This is a genomic window from Rhodanobacteraceae bacterium (assembly GCA_024234055.1).
Taxonomy (GTDB): domain Bacteria; phylum Pseudomonadota; class Gammaproteobacteria; order Xanthomonadales; family SZUA-5; genus JADKFD01.
The window spans coordinates 682,302-698,719 of sequence record JACKOW010000002.1; the positions used below are offsets into that span (position 1 = coordinate 682,302).

Annotated in this window: 18 protein-coding genes; 3 read left to right on the forward strand and 15 right to left on the reverse strand. The window is 64.7% G+C overall.

The annotated features are described in order from the left end of the window. Positions 1-3: 3 nt before the first annotated feature. The 15 genes from rpoE to H7A19_07055 all read right to left on the reverse strand — a co-directional run bounded on the left by rpoE (position 4) and on the right by H7A19_07055 (position 14,058). Positions 4-669 (reverse strand): RNA polymerase sigma factor RpoE, encoded by a 666-nt coding sequence (rpoE, locus tag H7A19_06985; GenBank protein ID MCP5474573.1) that lies wholly within the window; start codon positions 667-669, stop codon positions 4-6. A gap of 62 nt (positions 670-731) precedes the next feature. Then, the gene (locus tag H7A19_06990) at positions 732-3,239 is read right to left on the reverse strand and encodes an EAL domain-containing protein (GenBank protein ID MCP5474574.1); all 2,508 of its coding nucleotides are present in this window, start codon (positions 3,237-3,239) and stop codon (positions 732-734) included. Beyond that, complete coding sequence (locus H7A19_06995; protein MCP5474575.1) at positions 3,239-3,763, reverse strand: hypothetical protein; 525 nt, start codon at positions 3,761-3,763, stop codon at positions 3,239-3,241. Before H7A19_06995 ends, H7A19_06990 begins: the two co-directional genes overlap by 1 nt. Positions 3,764-3,888: 125 nt before the next feature. Then, positions 3,889-4,248, reverse strand: a complete 360-nt coding sequence (locus tag H7A19_07000; GenBank protein ID MCP5474576.1) for a PilZ domain-containing protein — start codon at positions 4,246-4,248, stop codon at positions 3,889-3,891. Further along, positions 4,245-5,249 carry a DNA polymerase III subunit delta' gene (gene holB, locus H7A19_07005; GenBank protein MCP5474577.1) on the reverse strand — a complete coding sequence of 335 codons (1,005 nt, stop codon included), beginning with the start codon at positions 5,247-5,249 and terminating at the stop codon, positions 4,245-4,247. Before holB ends, H7A19_07000 begins: the two co-directional genes overlap by 4 nt. A 214-nt stretch (positions 5,250-5,463) precedes the next feature. Continuing rightward, positions 5,464-6,501 (reverse strand): endolytic transglycosylase MltG, encoded by a 1,038-nt coding sequence (gene mltG / locus H7A19_07010; protein MCP5474578.1) that lies wholly within the window; start codon positions 6,499-6,501, stop codon positions 5,464-5,466. Beyond that, entirely contained in the window at positions 6,498-7,283 is a 786-nt protein-coding gene (pabC, locus tag H7A19_07015; protein MCP5474579.1) for an aminodeoxychorismate lyase, read from the reverse strand. The genes mltG and pabC overlap by 4 nt, the downstream gene beginning before the upstream one ends. Next, positions 7,280-8,620 carry an aminodeoxychorismate synthase component I gene (locus H7A19_07020; GenBank protein ID MCP5474580.1) on the reverse strand — a complete coding sequence of 447 codons (1,341 nt, stop codon included), beginning with the start codon at positions 8,618-8,620 and terminating at the stop codon, positions 7,280-7,282. Before H7A19_07020 ends, pabC begins: the two co-directional genes overlap by 4 nt. A gap of 320 nt (positions 8,621-8,940) precedes the next feature. Further along, positions 8,941-10,185: a beta-ketoacyl-ACP synthase II gene (fabF, locus tag H7A19_07025; protein ID MCP5474581.1), complete on the reverse strand. Its 1,245-nt coding sequence runs from the start codon at positions 10,183-10,185 to the stop codon at positions 8,941-8,943. A gap of 102 nt (positions 10,186-10,287) precedes the next feature. Beyond that, on the reverse strand, positions 10,288-10,527 hold the full coding sequence (acpP, locus tag H7A19_07030) for an acyl carrier protein (protein ID MCP5474582.1): 240 nt from the start codon (positions 10,525-10,527) through the stop codon (positions 10,288-10,290). A 57-nt stretch (positions 10,528-10,584) separates the two neighbouring features. After that, complete coding sequence (gene fabG / locus H7A19_07035) at positions 10,585-11,319, reverse strand: 3-oxoacyl-ACP reductase FabG (protein ID MCP5474583.1); 735 nt, start codon at positions 11,317-11,319, stop codon at positions 10,585-10,587. Then, positions 11,319-12,263, reverse strand: a complete 945-nt coding sequence (fabD, locus tag H7A19_07040) for an ACP S-malonyltransferase (GenBank protein MCP5474584.1) — start codon at positions 12,261-12,263, stop codon at positions 11,319-11,321. Before fabD ends, fabG begins: the two co-directional genes overlap by 1 nt. 26 nt (positions 12,264-12,289) lie before the next feature. Beyond that, on the reverse strand, positions 12,290-13,264 hold the full coding sequence (locus H7A19_07045; protein MCP5474585.1) for a ketoacyl-ACP synthase III: 975 nt from the start codon (positions 13,262-13,264) through the stop codon (positions 12,290-12,292). 53 nt (positions 13,265-13,317) lie between these two features. After that, positions 13,318-13,518, reverse strand: a complete 201-nt coding sequence (rpmF, locus tag H7A19_07050; GenBank protein MCP5474586.1) for a 50S ribosomal protein L32 — start codon at positions 13,516-13,518, stop codon at positions 13,318-13,320. 33 nt (positions 13,519-13,551) lie between these two features. Next, positions 13,552-14,058, reverse strand: coding sequence for a DUF177 domain-containing protein (locus H7A19_07055; GenBank protein ID MCP5474587.1), 507 nt, complete (start codon positions 14,056-14,058; stop codon positions 13,552-13,554). A gap of 238 nt (positions 14,059-14,296) precedes the next feature. Here H7A19_07055 and H7A19_07060 point away from each other — a divergent pair, with 238 nt between their 5' ends. The 3 genes from H7A19_07060 to H7A19_07070 are packed head-to-tail and all read left to right on the forward strand — an operon-like array spanning position 14,297 to position 16,382. Then, complete coding sequence (locus H7A19_07060; GenBank protein MCP5474588.1) at positions 14,297-14,809, forward strand: hypothetical protein; 513 nt, start codon at positions 14,297-14,299, stop codon at positions 14,807-14,809. Then, entirely contained in the window at positions 14,805-15,395 is a 591-nt protein-coding gene (gene maf, locus H7A19_07065) for a septum formation protein Maf (GenBank protein ID MCP5474589.1), read from the forward strand. Before H7A19_07060 ends, maf begins: the two co-directional genes overlap by 5 nt. Positions 15,396-15,434: 39 nt before the next feature. Continuing rightward, entirely contained in the window at positions 15,435-16,382 is a 948-nt protein-coding gene (locus H7A19_07070; protein MCP5474590.1) for a MoxR family ATPase, read from the forward strand. Positions 16,383-16,418: the final 36 nt, after the last annotated feature.

The window sequence follows — 16,418 nt, forward strand, 5'->3', positions numbered from 1 at the left end:
CTCTCAACCCTCCACCAGCGGCCGAATCCGACGATCCACCGCATCGCGCCCACGGAAGATGCGCGAGCGCACCGTTCCTATCGGGCAATTCATGATCTGCGCGATCTCTTCGTAGCTCAGACCATCGATTTCGCGCAAGGTCAGCGCCGTCCGGATTTCTTCCGGCAGTTCTTCGACCGCGGCGATGACCGTGCGTTCCACTTCTTCGCGCAAGAATTCATTTTCCGGCGTGGCCCGTTCATGCATGCGCCCGGCCGCTTCGTGATGCACCGCATCTTCCAGCAGGATGTCGTCCATCGGTGGACGCCGCGATTGCGACACCAGGAAGTTCTTGGCCGTGTTCACGGAGATCTTGTAGAGCCAGGTATAGAAAGCGCTGTCGCCGCGAAAATTCGGCAGGGCGCGATAGGCCTTGATGAAAGCCTCCTGGGCCACGTCCTGCGCTTCGTGCCAGTCCGGGACAAAGCGCTGGATCAGCGCGATGATCCTGTGCTGGTACTTGCGCACCAACAGATCGAAGGCGAGCTTGTCGCCCGCCTGGACGCGCTCCACCAGGGCCGCATCGATTGCTGCCTCTTCCACTGCAACTCCTGTGAATGCAGCCCCCAGCCCGGCGGCCGGTGGTGCCGACCGCGGCGTTGGCGCGGACCAACTCAGATTCAACCCCATGAGCCCGGCATCCTCGATTGTCGATGATTGCCGAGTCTGACCAGCCTCAACGCGGAAAGTTCCTATTCATCCGCCATTTCTGCCAGCAGTCGTGCTCGCTCACTCAGCAGATTCTCGAAACTCGCCGCCGGCAGCGGCCGGGCAAACAGATAGCCCTGCAATTCCTGACACCCATACTCGCGCAGAAAGCGCAGATGATCCTCAGTCTCGACGCCCTCGGCAACCACGATGCGGTTCATGTTGCGGGCCATGTTGATGGTGGCGCGCACGATGGCCTCGTCTGCCGGATCGACACCAATGTTGCGCACGAAGGTCTGATCGATCTTGATCCGGTCGGCCGGGAAGCGCTTGATGTAGTCGAGCGAGGACTGCCCGGTGCCAAAGTCGTCGATGGCGATATGGCAGCCGAGTTCGCGCAACTGGCCAAGCACTTCCATCAGATTCGGGATGTCCTTGATATTGATGCTTTCGGTCACTTCCAGGTCGAGATTGTCGCCCGGCAGACCGGTGTCCTGCAGCGCCCGCGAGACCACTTCGACCAGGTTCGGCTGACGCAACTGCAAAGCCGACAGGTTGACGCTGACGCGCAAGGGCACGTCGAACATGTCCAGCCAGCGTTTGGCATCGGCGCAGGCAGTGCGCAGGATCCACTCGCCGATGGGGACGATCAGCCCGGTGTCTTCGGCGATCGGAATGAAGAAGCCGGGACTGATCAGACCGAGTTCCGGGTGCTCCCAGCGGATCAGCGATTCCATGCCGATGATGTCTTCGGTCTGCGCATCCACCTGGGGTTGGTAGTAGGCACGCAACTCGTTGTTGCGCTCGGCCACGCGCAGCTTGGTTTCCAGATCCAGCCGCTGGCGATGCGACTCTTCAGGCACTGCGACGTACACCTGATAGGTGTTCCGTCCCAGGCCCTTGGCGCTGTACATCGCCACATCGGCATGCTTGAGCAGGGTTTCGCCGTCCTTGCCGTCTTCCGGGTAGAAGCTGATGCCCAGACTGGCGGTGATCTGCAACTCGCGGCCATCGGTCAGCGTCAGCGGCGTTTCCAGCACCTTGACGATCTTGTCGGCGATCCGGGCAACGTCTTCGCGGTTGACGATGTGCCTGAGGATCAGAGTGAATTCATCACCGGCGTACCGCGATACAGTATCGGATGCACGCACCGTGGCCCGCAGGCGCTTGGCGACGGCGCCCAGCACCTGATCGCCCACGGAATGCCCGAGACTGTCATTGATGGTCTTGAAGCGGTCCAGATCGACGAACAGCACGGCAAACAACTCGCCACTGCGACCGGCTTCGGCGATAGCCGACTGCAGGCGGTCGTTGAACAACAAGCGATTGGGCAGTCGCGTGAGAGAGTCGTGCAGTCCCTGGAAACGACTGTCAGAGCGAAAGCGCGCCACCAGCGACTGCATGGCCAGATGCGAGCCGACCAGCCGCAGAACGGCCAGCAGTTCGGGCGCGCGCGGCTGCGGCTTGCGCCCACCTGCGATCAGGGCACCGAAGGCGCGCTGGCCATCGCCGTAGAGCGGGACTGCCTGAACGCTGTTCAAGCGCAGCTGCTTGAAAAATGGCTCGCTCAGCCGGGCAACCGCATCCTCCGCGGCGTTGAATTCCGAGCCGGCCAGTACCCGGCGATAGAGCTCTGTCTGCCAGACCGCGTGCAAGGCGCCCTGCGCGGTGCGCGGGAATGCGGCCATGACCTGCGGCTCGGCCTCGGTACCTCCACGCTCGACACAGACGTAAAAAAAATCGAGTCCATAGTCGGCGATCAGACGCTTGAGCACCGGCTGCACGCCCTGGGTGTCGAGCCCAGTTCGGGCCATGGCGGCGAGCATCTCCAGCGGCGACTCAGCCTGTGGACTGGCCGTCAGCAAGACCAGACGGCCATTGCTGCCGCCATAGCCTACCGTGGCCAGACCCACCAGGCGGGGATCGCCGTGGGCTTCGATGCGTCCCTCCCCCAGACCCATGCCCTCGTCGCGCACCGGCGGCAGATGCCCGATCAGGGCACGCGCCGAACTGCCCGTGATCTGCTCGGCATCGCCGCGCAACAGCTGACAGGCTCGCTGATTGACGCCACGCACCTTGTCGTTGCCGACATCCACGATCAATGCCGGCACCTCCAGTTGCTCAATCCAGCCGGCATCGCTGCGATCGACAACCGGAGCCGGCGGTGCAATCAGCTCGCGCGCCTGTCGCATCGCTTCAGCGGCATTGATGGGGCTGCGCACCCAGGCGGCGACGGGCGCGTTGGGCCCGCCCGGAGCACCGGGCGGCAGTGCACCGGCAGGCAGTACGCCCACGCGCGGCACCAGGCGCCAGCGCGGATGACCAGCCAGCAGGCGGCAAAGCCCCTCGGCTTCGGCATAGGGATCTAGAAACTCGACGAAGATCAGTGCCAGTTCCGGATCCTGTGCCAGCAGCGCATGTGCCTGGGCGACATCGCGGGCGGTGTAGATGGCCTCGAATTCGGCACCATCGAAGGAGTCGAAAAGCACGCGCCGGTCGTCGCGGTTGCTGGCAACAATCAGGACTCCGGCGTTGTGGACAGTGTCAGGCATCAGTCTCGGATCCAGCGCCCATCGCGCAGTCTCAAGCGTTCGGAAGGACCGTGCCGATGCAGTATCAAGCTCGACAGTTTCTGCAGCGGCAAAGGCAGATCGAGAGCACTGCCAAGGATGACGACGCGTTTGTCACCCCCCTCCTTGCCGCGGGCGATCTGCCGCATCAGCGCCAGCACCTGCGGGGTCAGTTCGCCGCTGTCGGCCGGAAAGATGTAGACCCCGAAATGCCCCGATTGCAGCACGAAGCGCAGCGCTTCGGACAAGCGTTTGCTGCCGGCCACCGTGATCCCGTGCTCGCGCAGACTGGCGAGGCCACCTTCGGTATCCCAGGCGTAGATCGAATGACCACGACGCTGCGCCATTTGCCGCAGATAAGCCATCAAGTCATCGGCAAAAGGCGATTCGATCAGAACCAGATTGCTGTCACTGTCGAGCATCTGGTCGTACAGACGCTCGGGAACCCGGGCATCGCCGCTGGTACGAAGCAGAATTTCGGAGGCATGTGTCGCCGATGAAGACATGATCGGATCCGGAGCGCCTGATCTTGAGTATATGCCGCAGTCATCCCCATCCTGCCGGGATCAAGGCTCGATGGCCTTATCGGCGCAATGTGTTGCGCTTGCAGCCGCCCCAGGCGGCGGATTCATTACATCGTATGGGTGGGGCGCTCGGAGCTCAGCGTACCCGCCAGCATGGTCTCGATCTTGGTGCGAACGGCCTCACCATCGGAGTTTTCGCTGAATTGCACGCCGATGCCGGCCGTGCGATTGCCCTGGGCGCCGTTGGGGGTGACCCAGACCACCTTGCCCGCGACCGGCATGCGATCCTTCTCCTCCATCAGCGACAACAGGATGAAGACTTCATCGCCGATGCCATAGCGCTTCTGGGTAGGCACAAAAATGCCGCCGCCCTTGAGGAAGGGCATGTAGGCCTGGTACAGCGCGCCCTTGTCCTTGATCGACAGCGACAAGATGCCCTGACGTGGAATTCCCGGTCCGGTACTCATGATTCGCGCCTGCGTCCCTGTGTGGTGAAGGCTTCCGACCAGCGCAGCGCCAGATCGTAAACCATCAGATCTTCTCGAACTCCGCTGCCAATCATGCCACGCGCACGCTCCAGTTGCGTGGCCAGGGGCAACAGAGTGGTGTATTGCACGGCGCCGGCGAGTGCCACCAATGGCTTGAAGGCGCCTGCCTCGACCTGGGGGCTGCCGAGCATCAGCGCGATGAGTCTGGACCAGCGCTGCAGCAGGGCCACGCCTTCCTTGCGATAGCTGCCAGCGAAGGTCTGGGCATCAAGGCGGCCGTGAGCCAGTTCCACCAGTTGCGCGGCCAGCGCCACCAGGGCTGACCAGTGTTCGGGTGTCAGCCAATGCAGCCCGAGTTCCGGGTCACCACCACTGAGTTCCAGCGCCGCCTGCGCCTGCGCCGTGCTGACCCCGGCCATCTGCGCGACGCTGGCGACCGTCTCCGAGGTCTTGCTGCCAGGGATCGGCATGCGCTGGCAGCGACTGCGTATGGTGGCCGACAGCTGACCGGCCCGATCGCTGACCAGAAGCAAATGGGTATCGGCAGCAGGCTCCTCCAGGGTCTTCAACAGCGCATTGGAAGAGGCCGCATTCATCTGTTCCGCCGGCCACAGCAGCGCGACCTGACGCTGCGCGATCTGCGGGCGCATCGACAACCGCCCCGAAAGCTCGCGAATCTGATCGATCCGGATGAACGCTGATTCGACTGGCTGAATCTCGGTCCAGTCGGGATGGTTGCCGGCCTGATACAGCAGGCAGCTGTGACAGTGCCCGCAGGCGCTGCCCGATGCCGGCCGCTGACACAGCAGTGCCTGTCCCAACTGACGCGCGAGATGGACCTTGTGCAATCCGCCCTCGCCGTGCACGAGCAAGGCGTGCGCCACCTGACCACGAGCGAGGCTGTCGGCGAAGCGCTTGCGCGGCGACTCGTGCCAGGGCAAGAGTAGACGCGGGTCGAGGATTGGGGTTTCGGCTGCCACTAGATGGCCTCAGAAAGCATGCGGTAAACCATTGACTTTCATCCTCGACAAAGAGGGGCAGGGGGCGGGGGGCAGGTATCCAGACTCTTCGCATGATCCGACCATGCAGCAATACTGGGCCCCTGACCCTTGCCCCCTGCCCCCTGCCCCTGCAGCGCTGGCGCCGCGACACCGCCACGGAACCCCAACTCGCCAGCACGCCGCCATGCCGGCCTCACTGCAACCCCAGCTGGAACCGCCGGACGGCACGATTGTGCTCCTCCAGCGTGCGCGAGAATACGTGACTGCCGTCGCCGCGGGCGACGAAGAACATGGCTTCGGTTCTGGCCGGCTGCAGCGCCGCGGCGATGGCTGCGCGGCCCGGCAACGCAATCGGTGTCGGCGGCAGGCCGAATCGGGTGTAGGTGTTGTAGGGGGTATCGGTTTCCAGATCCACGCGCCGCAGGTTGCCGTCGAAGGCATCGCCCAGTCCATAGATGACGGTGGGATCGGTCTGCAGGCGCCAGCCCTGGCGCAAGCGGTTGACGAAGACGCCGGCGATCTCGGCGCGCTCGCCGGAGCGACCGGTTTCCTTCTCGATGATCGAGGCCAGAATCAGGGCCTGATAGGGATCGCTCAGGGGCAGCTCGGGCGCGCGCGACTCCCACTGTCTCTCCAGCAGGGTCTTTTGCGCCCAGTAGGCGCGCTTGAGCAGATCGAGGTCACTGAATCCGCGTGGGAAAAAGTAGGTATCCGGCAGGAACAATCCCTCAGGATGGACTTCACTGGCACCGATGCGTTCCAGCACGCCGGCATCGTCGAGCCCGCCGATGGTCTGTTCCAGCGGCTGCACGTCAGCCAGCGCAATTCGGAGGTCCCGAAACCGAGTGCCCTCCAGGATGGTGACGCGATACTGAACCACGCGGCCATCAGCGATGGCCTGCAGCAGCGCCCGCGGGCTCATGCCCGGATCGACCCGGTATTCACCCGCCTGCAGCCGCGGCGACAGGCCCAGGCGCTCGGCCAGCAGCCGCCATTGCCAGTAGGGTGCCGGGCTGATCGACCGCGCCTGAAGTTCATCGACCAGGTCGCGCAGGCGCATGCCACGCTTGAACTCGACCACCTGCCCGGCCTGGCTGAGTTCGGCGGATTCGAAGCGATGAAACTCGCGCCAGCCGATCCAGGCGGTGAGCGACAAGGCCAGAGCGACACAGGCCAGAAGCAACAACCAGCGCACGCGGCCGCCGATGGCAGCAGGCTGAGCCCAGCTCATGGCAGCTCTGCCGAGGCTGAGAACTGGCGCTCCCAGGTGGATTGCAGATCCCACACCTCGGCGGCTGCCGACCAGCGGCGCTCGTCGAGAGCACCAACTTGACGCAGACCGCGCACGGCGTTGCTGAGCACCACCACCTCTGCAGCCTTGACTTGCCCGGGATCCAGTGCAGTTTCGACGACCTCGCGCTGAGCCATCATCCAGCGGCGGGCAACACCGGCTATCCCGCAGTTGCTCAGATCGGGCGTGAGCCAACGGCCGCGCTCGCGGATGAACAGATTCGCGGACGTTGCCGCGACCACCCTGCCCTGCATGTCCAGCATCAATCCCTCATCAATGTCCGCGCTGCGCCATTCGGCCCGCGCCAATACCTGTTCCAGGCGATTCAGATGTTTGAGCCCGGCGAGGGCCGGCTGCAAGGCCAGACGGGTCTGGCACCAGCGCAGATTCAGCAACCGCGATGGCATCGCCGTCCAGGCTTGAGTCTGGATCAGTGCCCGGCCGACGACGCGATCGGGCCGAGCATAACCGCGCGGCGCGCTACCTGCAGTCCAGATCAGCTTGGCGATCGACGCGGCGTGAGGTCTGGCGGCTCGCGCCAAACGTCGCTGCAGACGGCGCCAATCGGGCTCTGGGAAGCCCAGACGCGCGCAGCCCATGGCCAGCCGTTGCCGATGCCAGTCCCACAGCGGCGCGCTGGCGCCGACGAATCGCAGGGTCTCGAACAAACCATCACCGTAGTGCAGGCCGCGGTCGGCCGCCAGGCCCGACACGGCGTTCACAGCTCCACTCCGAGAGCTCGCAGCAGCCCCTTGGCCTTGGAGCGGGTTTCACCCAGCTCCCGACGGGCGATGGAATCGGCAACGATGCCGGCGCCGGCCCTGAACACCAGTTGTCGGCCTGCGCAGGCCATGGTTCGGATCAGGATATTGAAATCGGCACTGCCATCAGCACCGACATAGCCCAGCGCACCGGTATAGGCACCACGACCGACAGGCTCCAGTTCGGCAATGATCTGCATGCAGCGGACCTTGGGGCAGCCGGTAATCGTGCCACCCGGAAAGGTCGCCCGCAGCAGATCCCAGGCACTCGTGCCCGGCCGCAGTTGACCGCGCACATTGGACACCAGATGGTGCACATGGGTGTAGCTCTCGACCACACCCAGCTCATCCACTTCGACCGTGCCCGGCACGCAGATCCGACCCAGATCATTGCGTTCCAGATCGATCAGCATGATGTGTTCGGCGCGCTCCTTGGGATCGCGGGTGAGCTCCGCCAGCAACTCGGCGTCGCGCGCGGCGTCCGGATCGCGCCGGCGGGTACCGGCGATAGGCCGGGTCTGCACCAGATCGCCGTGAACCGAGACCAGCCGTTCCGGGGACGAGGAGGCCAATCCCCAGTCACCGTGTTGCAGCACCCCGGCGAATGGTGCCGGATTGGCGGCGCACAGCCGCTCGAACAGCGCATTCAGATCGATCGTCTGCTGCGACTGGCCACGCCACGCCCGCGAGAGGTTGACCTGGAACACATCGCCGGCCTGCAAGTACTCGTGGATGCGCGCCACGCCGTCGAGAAAGGCCTGAGGGTCATCCTCCTGCAGTTCCAGCACGAGGTCGCTGGCCTCGCCTTGAGCCGCCGGCGCGGTAGCCCTTGCCGCCAGCGCCTGCTGCAGGCGATCCCGCCACCAATCCAGATCACGGCCGGTGAGCGTGGTCTGGCCGGTCTGGCGATCGCGGACCACTGCCGCCGATACCGGCCACAGCAAGGCCAGCGGTTCGTCCAGTTCGGGCTCGCGCGAGCGCACGTGGGATTCGAACACCGAGGCGAATTCGTAGGCCAGATAGACCAGCCAGCCACCGCAAGAGAAATCGGTGCCGCTGCCGCTTGAGCCTACCGGCATCTGGTCCAGCCGCACGGCGAACTCGGCCAGGCGCTCACTGTGACCGGCCGCACCCGGATAGGGCACGTACAGCGGCGCTTCCCGGACCAGCGGCAGCAGATCCAGTTGCCCCTGCGGCCCCGCCGCCGCGCTCAGCAACAGCGCCGGCGCCTGCTCCGGGCCCAGCAACTGGCGCAGCTTCTGCAGGTCGATGGCATCCAGTGCGGGCTCGGCCGACATCGTTCCAGGACGGTATTTGGCGAAAGGAAGCGGAGTCTAGCCCGCATTCCTCGGCGCTGCCCGGTCCTTGAGGCGTCATTGCGAGGAGCGTAGCGACGAAGCAATCCAGGGGAACTCGCGAATGCACCTGGATTGCTTCCCCCGGATCAAGGCCGGGGTCGCAATGACCCAGGTCCGGGGAAATACGAACGAACCTGAGCAAGCCCTACCTGCAGCTCTTTGCGCCCTTCGCGTCCTTTGCGGACAACTGCTCTTCATCGATTTGCCAGCCGGGCCGGGACGCCGCAGCGCGGCACCCTCGGCCGGCCAGTCGCCGCACCTCAGACACGCTTGAAGATCAGCGTGCCGTTGGTGCCGCCAAAACCGAAGGAATTGGACATGACGATATCCAGCGGCGCCTGCCGTGAGGTGTTTGGCACCAGATCCAGATCGATCCCTTCATCCGGTTTGTGCAGATTGATGGTCGCCGGCACGGTCTGGTCGCGCAGCGCCAGGATGCTGAAGATGGCTTCAACCGCACCGGCTGCGCCGAGCAGATGCCCGGTGACCGACTTGGTGGAGCTGACCATGAGCTTGGTCGCGGCAGCGCCGAAGGCGGTCTTGATGGCAATGATCTCGCCACGGTCGCCTAGCGGTGTCGAGGTAGCGTGGGCATTGACGTACTGGATCTGCTCCGGGCTGATGGCCGCATCTTCCAGCGCTGCCTTCATCGAAGCAGCCGCACCGGCACCGTCTTCCGGCGGCGCGGTCATGTGGTAGGCATCGTCGCTCATGCCGAATCCGATCAGTTCGGCGTAGATCCGGGCACCGCGGGCCTTGGCGTGCTCGTATTCCTCCAGCACCAGGGCGCCGGCGCCGTCGCTGAGCACAAATCCATCTCTGTCCTGATCCCAGGGCCGGCTGGCCGCATGCGGATCATCGTTACGCTCGCTCAGCGCCCGGGCCATACCGAAGCCACCGATGGCGGTTGGCGTGGTCGCGTGTTCGGCGCCGCCGGCAATCATCAGATCGGCATCGCCGTAGGCAATCAGACGCGCCGCCACACCGATATTGTGGGTGCCGGTGGTGCAGGCGGTCACGATCGACAGATTCGGGCCCTTGAGCCCCAGATTGATCCCCAGGTGCCCGGCGACCATGTTGATGATGGTGCCCGGCACGAAGAAGGGGGAAATCTTGCGCGGGCCACCATCACGCCAGGTCAGCGTGGTCTTCTCGATGGTCGAAATGCCGCCGATACCGGCTGCAACCATGACCCCGAAACGCGACTGCAGCGCCTCCGGCACCTGATCGAATCCGGCATCCCGGAACGCCTGGGTACCAGCCGCAATGCCGTAGTGGATGAAGGGATCCATGCGCCGCGAATCCTTCGGCGAGATCCAGGTATTGACGTCAAAGCCCTGCACCTGGCCGGCGAAACGCGTGGAAAAGGCCGACGCGTCAAAATGCGTGATTGGTCCAATGCCGCTGCGACCATTGAGCACATTGTCCCAGGCCGTGGGAATTTCGCTACCGACCGGCGACACGATGCCGAGCCCGGTCACTACGACGCGACGAGCGCTACGCATAAGATCCTCCCGAACTTGTGCGGCCGCCGCTCAGGCGGCGACAGACAGCGACCCGAGTGGCGCGAGCCAAGTCGCGCCCCGGGCCGCAAACTGCGTCAGGCCTCAGGCCTTGACGTTCGCCTTGATGTAATCGATGGCCTGCTGCACCGAGGTGATCTTCTCGGCTTCCTCGTCCGGAATCTCGCACTCGAATTCCTCCTCGAGCGCCATGACCAGCTCCACGGTGTCCAGGGAGTCCGCACCCAGATCGTCCACGAAGGAGGAGTTGGCTTTCACTTCGTCTTCCTTGACGCCCAGACGGTCAACAACGATCTTCTTGACGCGATCTTCAATGCTGCTCATGGCTTGTTTGTTCCTGCCGAAAAGAATGGGAATGATAGTGAATGGTGCCGCCTGCCGCTACGGCATGTACATGCCGCCGTTGACGTGCAGGGTTTCGCCGGTGATGTAGGCCGCGGCCGGCGACGCCAGAAAGGCGACGGCCTTGGCAATATCCTCGGCGGCGCCGAAGCGCGCCAGCGGCACATCAGCCAACAAGGCCTGACGCTGCGCTTCCGGCAGCGCCCGGGTCATGTCGGTATCGATGAAGCCGGGCGCGACCACATTGGCGGTGATGCCGCGACTACCGACCTCGCGCGCCAGTGATTTGGTGAAACCGATGATGCCGGCCTTGGCGGCGGCGTAATTCGCCTGCCCGGCATTGCCGGTGAGGCCGATGACCGAGGCGATGCTGATGATCCGGCCCTGGCGCTCGCGCAGCATGCGTTTGAGTACGGCCTTGGACATGCGGAAGACCGAGGCCAGATTGGTGTTGATCACCGTGGTCCAGTCCTCGTCCTTCATCCGCAACAGGAGCTGGTCGCGGGTGATACCGGCATTGTTGACCAGCACCCGGATCGGACCGAACTCGGTCTCGACCGCGCTGATCAGCGCATCAATGGACTCAGGCAGCGACACGTCCAGCACCCGTCCGCAGCCGTGACCGCCGAGGTGCTCCGAAATCGTGGCCGCGCCAGCATCGGACGTCGCCGTGCCGATGACGTAGTAGCCGTTGCTGGCCAGCTCATGGGCAATGGCGGCGCCAATGCCGCGGCTGGCGCCACTGACCAGGGCAATGCCGTTGGGCGAATTCATCACTGCATCTCCGCGAGGGTGGCTGCCAGCACCGCCGGATCGGCGATCGCCTGCATCTGCAAATCCGGCGCGATGCGCTTGGCCATACCGGTCAGGACCTTGCCGGGTCCGCACTCGAGCGCGCGCATGGTCCCACCGGCCACCAGCTTCTGTATGGTTTCGATCCAGCGCACCGGTGCCGACAGCTGCAGCACCAGGGCGGCGCGGATCGCATCTGCATCGCCGTGGCTGCTGACATCGGCATTGTGGATCACGGGGATCCGCGGGGGCTGGATGGCGACACCGGCCAGATAGGCGCCGAGCCGCTCGGCGGCGCTACGCATCAGTGGCGAATGCGAGGGCACGCTGACCGGCAGGCGGATGGCGCGCTTGACGCCGCGCTCGGCGAGCAGGGTCAGAGCGCGATCGAGCGCTGCGGCTGCGCCCGAGAGCACGATCTGCCCCGGCGCGTTCAGATTGGCCGGTACCACCGGTTCGTCCGTGGAGGAGGCCAACTCGCAGACTTCAGTCAGCAGATCCAGATCGGCATTCAACACGGCCGCCATGGCGCCCACACCTTCGGGCACGGCCTCCTGCATGAGCCGTCCGCGCTCGCGCACGAGCCGCGCACCATCGGCCAATGACAGCGACCCGGCGCAGACCAAGGCCGTGTATTCACCCAGACTGTGTCCAGCCATCGCCGCCGGTTCAGCGCCACCGGCCGCCATCCAGGCGCGCCAGACCGCCACGCCCGCGGCGAGCAGCGCCGGCTGGGTGTTGATGGTGCGGTTCAGTTCAGCTTCCGGACCTTCCTGGCTCAGCGCCCACAGGTCCAGGTCAATGGCGGCCGAGGCCTCGTCGAAGGTGGCACGCACCTGCGGATGCGCCAGCGACAGCGCGGCCAGCATGCCCAGCGACTGTGAGCCCTGGCCGGGGAACAGCATGGCGAGATCATTGCGAATCATCAGGTCCTCGATACGCTGGCAGCTGATCAGAGACGGATCAGCGCCGAGCCCCAGGTGAATCCACCCCCGAAGGCTTCGAGCAGCAGCAGTTGGTCAGGCTTGATCAGCCCGTTGCGAATGCCGTGATCCAGCGCCAGGGGCACTGATCCTGAAGAAGTGTTGCCGTGCTTGTTGACGGTCACGATGACCCGCTCCATCGGCATGCCGAGGTGCTTGGCCGTGGCCGTGATGATGCGCAGATTGGCCTGGTGCGGCACCAGCCAGTCGATCGCATCCTTTTCCAGATCGTTGGCCTTCAGAGTTTCGTCAACGATGCGCGAGAGCGTGCGCACGGCCACCCGGAACACTTCGTTGCCCTGCATCAGCACGCGCACGCCGTGATTGGGCTCGTCCTTGAAACCGCGCGAAACCCCGACCGGGTTGTGCAGCAATTCCTTGTACTGGCCATCGGCATGGATATGGGTGGAGACGATGCCGGGCCGGGTGTCGGCGCGCAGCACGACCGCGCCAGCGCCATCGCCAAACAGCACGCAGGTACCGCGGTCACTCCAGTCGAGCATGCGCGACAGGGTCTCGGCACCGATCACCAGCGCGGTACGCGCGGCGCCGGTACGAATGAACTTGTCGGCGATCGACAGGGCGTAGAGGAAACCGGTGCAGGCGGCGTTGACGTCGAAGGCCGGGCAGTCCTTGGCGCCGATGCGGTGCTGCACCAGACAGGCCGTGCTCGGGAAGATCACGTCCGGCGTGGTGGTGCCGACAATGATCAAATCCAGTTCGGCCGCGGTCACACCAGCCGTGGCCATGGCCTTCTCGGCAGCGGCTACAGCCAGATCACTGGTGGTCTCGCCTTCAGCAGCGATGTGCCGCTGCTCGATACCCGTACGCTCGCGTATCCACTGATCGCTGGTCTCTACCCGTTTTTCCAACTCGGCGTTGGTCAGAATGTGGGCCGGCAGATGACTGCCGGTCCCGATGATCCGGGCAGAGAGTGCTTGCATCAGTTTGGGTACGCTCGTGTGGGGACTGGGGCCCTGGGGCCCCCGGCGCAGTCTCAGCCTTCGCTGGACTCGACTTCGGCGACCTTGCGATCAATCACCTTGCGACCACGATAGTAGCCATCCTTGGTGATGTGATGACGCAGATGCGTTTCACCCGTGGTCTGATCGGTCGACAAAGTCGCCGCGCTCAGGGCGTCATGGGAACGGCGCATGCCGCGCTTGCTGGGTGATTTGCGACTTTTTTGAACGGCCATCTCTGACTCCTTGCCTGAATCGTCCTTGTTCGACTACTTGCGCTTCAGTGCCGCCAGCGCCGAAAAAGGATTCGGTCGGTCGGTAGCTTCAGCACTCTCCGGCTCATCAGCCGGTAAATCCACAATGGCTTCCGGATTTCTGGGTATCACCGGCACCGCCAATATCAACTCATCTTCAATCAACGCTGCCGGATCGACCATGCCCTCGTCGGTCAAGGCCGGCTCATAACCCTCCGGCAATCCCGACGCATCTTCTTCGCTCTTGACGAAACCGATGCGGGTGTCGATCTGAACCGGCAACTCGAATCGGTCCAGACTTGCCTGGCAGATCAGCGGCAGCGCGGTTTCAGCGCGCAGTTCCACCATTCTCTGGCCAATGACGTTGCGTCCGAACTTGAGTTCGTAGCGCACCTCACCGCGGCCATCCGCCAACAATTCCGTCAGGCGCGTAAGAGCCGCGAGCTGGAACGTACCGGAGTAGATTCTGCCGGTCGACACCGCCCGCTCAACATCAATGCGATCAGGCAATGGCGCAAGCATAGCCGCGGAATCGTAGGGAGTTCGACCTTCCCTGTCAATCGCCACGCGTGAATCCGGCGTCAGACGGCCAGCCGCGATTCAAGTTGCGGCCTTGCCGGAAGACCGTGGAGGCCGTTTGCAGACCCTGGGAAGCAGCTCGGGAACGACGGATTCTGAACACTCTTTGTGGTTCAGTTGTCGCTGATGCCCTGTCAGCGATCCCGCTGCATAATCGGGGTCAATCTGGCACGAGGTTCCCATGCTCCTGAAATTCCTGATTGCGGCGCTCACGCTGGCCTCTCTGGTCGTGATCGGCCTGCTCTGGCGCCTGCTGCAGCTGCGCCGACGCCAGGACACGCTGCGCTCGATCATGGACAGTGCCGACGCGCTGGAGCGAGAGCTGTACGCCTGCCGCGAGCGCATGAAGACCATGCATCGCTGGGTGTCGACGCTGCCAAGCACGCTCACGACCCAGGCGCTGGCCTCGTTGAACCTTGACCCTCTGGTGCAGAAGGCGCTGCGCGATCTTCTGCAGCAGCGGCTCTGGCTGCGCGACAACGGCGACACCGCGCCGCTGGCGCAGCTGCGCCGTACCCGTCAGGACATGGAGCGCTCGCGGGCAACGCTGGCGGAGAACATGACCAAGCTGGAGGCAGCCGGCGAGGAATTGGCCGAGGCCTCGTCAGAAACCCATCCGGTGTCGGCACTGATCGCCAGTGCCTACGGCATCGGCGGCAGCGACGGCGACGGTCAGCCGCCGACGCTGCATTGAGGCCGTGAGTGCGCCCGAACTGATTCTGGCCTCTGGGTCGCGCTATCGGCGCCAGCAACTCGAACGTCTGGGGCTGCACTGCCGCTCGCAGGCGCCAGACATCGACGAATCGCGCCTGCCCGGCGAAGCGCCAGCGGCCATGGCACGACGACTGGCGGTGCTGAAGGCGGGTGTGGTAGCCGCGCAAGCGCCGGGATCCATCGTGATCGGCGCCGATCAGGTCGCCGCCTGCGATTCCCGAGTGCTGGGAAAGCCCGGATCGGCGGCCACCCAATCCGCCCAGCTGCTGTCCTGCAGCGGCCGGGAGCTGCACTTCCACACGGCGCTTGCAGTCATCGAGCCCAGCGGCGCGATCCACGAGCATATGGATCTGACCGTCTGCCAGCTGCGCGAGCTGACGGCGGCCGAGGTCGAACGCTACGTGGCGGCCGAGCCCGCCTACGATTGTGCAGGCGGGTTCAAAGTCGAGGGTCTGGGCATCACGCTGTTCGAACGCATCACCAGCGAAGATCCCAGCGCGCTGATCGGCTTGCCATTGCTGGCGCTGTGCCGGATTCTGCGGCATCTGGGCGTCGCCAAGGTCTGACTCGCCCGACATGGCACACATCAACGGAGGTAAGGACTCATGGCCGATGCCGCTGCCACACTGGCCCGAGAGCTGATGGCCCCCCTGCATGCCGCCGAAGCCCAGATCAATCAGGTACTGCTGGGCAAAGCGGCGGAAGTTCGGCTGACGCTGGTGTGCCTGCTGGCCGGCGGCCATCTGCTGCTGGAGGACTTGCCGGGCGTCGGCAAGACCACGCTGGCCCAGGCGCTGGCAGCCACCTTCGACCTCAGCTTCGGACGCGTGCAGTTCACCAGCGATCTGTTGCCCGCCGATCTGATTGGCGTATCGGTATTCGACCCACAAACCCGACGCTTCGATTTCCATCCCGGGCCGATCTTCACCCAGATGCTGCTGGCCGATGAAATCAACCGCGGCACGCCCAAGCTGCAGAGCGCCCTGCTCGAAGCCATGGCCGAGCAGCAGGTCACAGTCGACGGCGCCAGCCACCGTCTGCCCGAGCCCTTCATCGTGGTCGCCACCCAGAATCCACTCGAGCAGAGTGGCACCTTTCCGCTGCCGGAATCACAGCTCGATCGCTTCATGTTCTCGCTCAACGTCGGCTACCCCGACGAGCGTGCCGAGAAAGCCCTGTTGGCGGCGCGCGAGCGACGTTTCCTGCTGACCGAGCTGAAGCCCCTGCTCAGTGCCGAGCGCCTGCTGCAACTGCGCGAGGCGGCGCTGACACTGCACACCAGCCCGGCCGCCATCGACTACGCCTATGCCCTGATCGCTGCTTCACGCAGCGAGCCTCGGGTGCGCATCGGGCTGTCGCCGCGGGCCGGCATCGCGCTGCTGCGTGCGGCCCGGTCGCATGCCTTGCTGGCTAGTCGTACCCATGTGCTGCCGGAGGATCTGCAGGCGGTCTTTGTGGCGGTCGCCCGTCACCGTCTGGTGCTGAATCCGGATGCCAGCGGCGATGGCGCATCCATTGCGCGCCATCTGCTGGCGCAGGTGGCAATCCCCTGAGACGGCGCAGATGGCCACCGCTGCGGCAAAACCGAG

Coding starts and splice junctions, on each gene's coding strand:
- rpoE (MCP5474573.1), bottom strand. CDS start 669: ATGGGGTTGAATCTGAGTTGGTCCGCGCCAACGCCGCGGTCGGCACCA.
- H7A19_06990 (MCP5474574.1), bottom strand. CDS start 3,239: ATGCCTGACACTGTCCACAACGCCGGAGTCCTGATTGTTGCCAGCAAC.
- H7A19_06995 (MCP5474575.1), bottom strand. CDS start 3,763: ATGTCTTCATCGGCGACACATGCCTCCGAAATTCTGCTTCGTACCAGC.
- H7A19_07000 (MCP5474576.1), bottom strand. CDS start 4,248: ATGAGTACCGGACCGGGAATTCCACGTCAGGGCATCTTGTCGCTGTCG.
- mltG (MCP5474578.1), bottom strand. CDS start 6,501: ATGAGCTGGGCTCAGCCTGCTGCCATCGGCGGCCGCGTGCGCTGGTTG.
- H7A19_07020 (MCP5474580.1), bottom strand. CDS start 8,620: ATGTCGGCCGAGCCCGCACTGGATGCCATCGACCTGCAGAAGCTGCGC.
- fabF (MCP5474581.1), bottom strand. CDS start 10,185: ATGCGTAGCGCTCGTCGCGTCGTAGTGACCGGGCTCGGCATCGTGTCG.
- acpP (MCP5474582.1), bottom strand. CDS start 10,527: ATGAGCAGCATTGAAGATCGCGTCAAGAAGATCGTTGTTGACCGTCTG.
- fabG (MCP5474583.1), bottom strand. CDS start 11,319: ATGAATTCGCCCAACGGCATTGCCCTGGTCAGTGGCGCCAGCCGCGGC.
- fabD (MCP5474584.1), bottom strand. CDS start 12,263: ATGATTCGCAATGATCTCGCCATGCTGTTCCCCGGCCAGGGCTCACAG.
- H7A19_07045 (MCP5474585.1), bottom strand. CDS start 13,264: ATGCAAGCACTCTCTGCCCGGATCATCGGGACCGGCAGTCATCTGCCG.
- rpmF (MCP5474586.1), bottom strand. CDS start 13,518: ATGGCCGTTCAAAAAAGTCGCAAATCACCCAGCAAGCGCGGCATGCGC.
- H7A19_07055 (MCP5474587.1), bottom strand. CDS start 14,058: ATGCTTGCGCCATTGCCTGATCGCATTGATGTTGAGCGGGCGGTGTCG.
- H7A19_07060 (MCP5474588.1), top strand. CDS start 14,297: ATGCTCCTGAAATTCCTGATTGCGGCGCTCACGCTGGCCTCTCTGGTC.
- H7A19_07070 (MCP5474590.1), top strand. CDS start 15,435: ATGGCCGATGCCGCTGCCACACTGGCCCGAGAGCTGATGGCCCCCCTG.